3 protein-coding genes are annotated in these 2,196 nt (G+C 63.2%); 1 reads left to right on the plus strand and 2 read right to left on the minus strand.

From position 1 onward, the window contains the following. Nucleotides 1–159: 159 nt before the first annotated feature. Together EN932_RS34545 and EN932_RS34550 are read right to left on the minus strand one after the other, a co-directional pair. Nucleotides 160–570, minus strand: coding sequence for a DoxX family protein (locus tag EN932_RS34545; protein ID WP_027162877.1), 411 nt, complete (start codon nucleotides 568–570; stop codon nucleotides 160–162). A gap of 121 nt (nucleotides 571–691) precedes the next feature. Next, nucleotides 692–1,597 (minus strand): bestrophin family ion channel, encoded by a 906-nt coding sequence (locus tag EN932_RS34550; protein WP_127368681.1) that lies wholly within the window; start codon nucleotides 1,595–1,597, stop codon nucleotides 692–694. 188 nt (nucleotides 1,598–1,785) lie between these two features. Here EN932_RS34550 and EN932_RS34555 point away from each other — a divergent pair, with 188 nt between their 5' ends. Further along, the gene (locus tag EN932_RS34555; RefSeq protein WP_013528796.1) at nucleotides 1,786–2,193 is read left to right on the plus strand and encodes an ACT domain-containing protein; all 408 of its coding nucleotides are present in this window, start codon (nucleotides 1,786–1,788) and stop codon (nucleotides 2,191–2,193) included. Nucleotides 2,194–2,196 lie beyond the last annotated feature (3 nt).

Below are 2,196 nucleotides of genomic sequence, written 5' to 3' on the forward strand. Positions count from 1 at the left end.
CCATCAAAAGCATCGTTTTCTTCATCGTCGTTCCTCTCCGATAGGAGCCGCCTCCGCCGCCGGGCGAATCTCTAACTCGCAACTCGACGATTCGATCCCTGAGATATTGCCCGGCAAAGGGTTCAGGCTTCGAGCCGAAAGCGGTGCTTCGATCCGGATCTAACGGCTGAACGGGATCAGCGCGCGGAGCCTGGGATCGCGCAGATACAGGCCACCCCACAGGATAATGCCGAGATAGACGCCGAACAGAATGTGCGAGAACAGCGGGTTGTCGACGCGGACATTGGTGGCGATGGCGCCGCCCATATAGGCGGTGAGCAGGATGGCGCCGAGCACCGAGGTGCGCGGCAGCGCATAGAGAGCGGTCGAGATCAGGCCGATGACACCAAGCATGCGGGCGACATTCGGATCGGCCGGCCAGCCAAGCGGCACCATCGTCTGGATGACGATATCGAGCGGCGGCAGCTTGATGGCGCCGTCGAAGATCATGAACAGCACGATGACGCCGCTGAGCGCGCGGCCGGTCCACAAAGCGCCCGGCGAGACGGGCGCGGTTTCGGAAATGCTCATGATGGTCCCTCCTGATGGCTCTATCCCCTTCTTGCTGGGGTCGAACCAAGGACGTGGCATGGAGCGGCGATCCGACAGCGGGGCGGATTCTTTTAATCCCGCTAAGCCCGCGCGCCTTTGCCTACGAAAAATAGAACTTTTCCGCCGGGATCATCTTCGGCGGCGTTTCGCCAAGCGCCTCGAACACCGAGATTTCGCAGACACGGCAGAGGCTGTCGAGAGCGAGGTCGTTGGCTTCGGTGCCGAACGGATCCTCGAGCTCTTCCGACAGCGCGTCGAGGCCGAAGAAAGTGTAGGCGATCAGCGCGGTGAACAGCGGCGTCGCCCAACCGGTGGTCGAGATCAGGCCGATCGGCAGCAGCAGGCAGACGATATAGGCCGTGCGATGCACCAGCAGCGTGTAGGCGAACGGCAAGGGCGTACCGGCGATCCGCTCGCAGCCGGCCTGGATGGCGGCAATCGACGCGAGCCTCTCATCGAGGATACGAAAGCCGACCGTGTCGACGTCGCCCGCCAGGCGCTGCGCATTGGCACGCCGACCCATGCGCCTGACCATCTCATCCGCCGGATTGGAAAAGGCTGCTGCCTTGTCCGCCTCGGCGTCGATGAAGGCACGGGCATCCTTCATGCTGTCGATCTTGCGCAGCTGCCCGCGCAGGAAATGACAGAAGGCGAGCGCTTCCATCAGCAAGGCGCGCTGTTCAGTCTGGTCCGGGATGAGGCTGGTGGTGGCGCGTGCCAGGTTGCGCATTTCGAAGACCAGCGCGCCCCACAGCTTGCGCGCCTCCCACCAACGGTCGTAGGCGGCGTTGTTGCGGAACGAGAGATAGATCGACAATGTCACGCCGACCAGGCCGAAAGGCGTGATGTTGAAGACGCTGAAATCAAGCTGGAACCGGCGCGCCGCGGCCAGGATGATCGCGGAATAAAGCGCGAAGCCCAATATTTGCGGCAGAATGCGTGGCACGACCGAACCGCGCATGATGAAGAACAGCTGCAGGAATGTGGGGCGCGGGCGAACGATCATCGAAGGCCTTTCACGGACCGGCACTGGCCCTCAGCTTCTCTATTGTGCGATGCGACAGCTCTGCAAGCCCAGCCGCCAGCGACATCGCCATGTCGTCCTTGCAGCGCCTGGACTATCGGCACGCGCCGGTCGCGGATATTGAAGAGCACGTGGGCTGCGGCCCGTTTTTTGCAGGCGAGGGAAGACAGATGGCCGGCGAAACCGATCTCAAGACACTGCTGGCGTCGATGACACCGGAGCTGCTCGCCGGCGCCTATGTTTTCGTCACGCTGGCACCCGGCGTCCCTCAGCCGGAAGGCGTTGAGCCGGTGATGGTGTTTCGCGAGCGCGAGGGTGTGACGCTGATCGTGACCGAGGAGGAGGCCAACGCCGCGGCACTGACCGCTTCGTTCCGTTGCCGGATGCTGACGCTGAACATCCATTCGTCGCTGGAAGCCGTCGGCTTCCTCGCCGCCATCACCACGCGCCTGGCCGCCGCCGGCATGGGCGTGAACCCGGTTTCGGCCTTTTATCACGACCATCTGTTCGTTCCCGCCGATAGGGCGGAGGAGGCACTGAAGCTGCTGATCGGGCTGGCCGAGGACAACCGAGTGTAGCGC

The sequence above is a fragment of the Mesorhizobium sp. M7A.F.Ca.US.002.01.1.1 genome (genome assembly GCF_004022955.1).
GTDB classification, from domain to species: Bacteria; Pseudomonadota; Alphaproteobacteria; order Rhizobiales; family Rhizobiaceae; genus Mesorhizobium; species Mesorhizobium ciceri.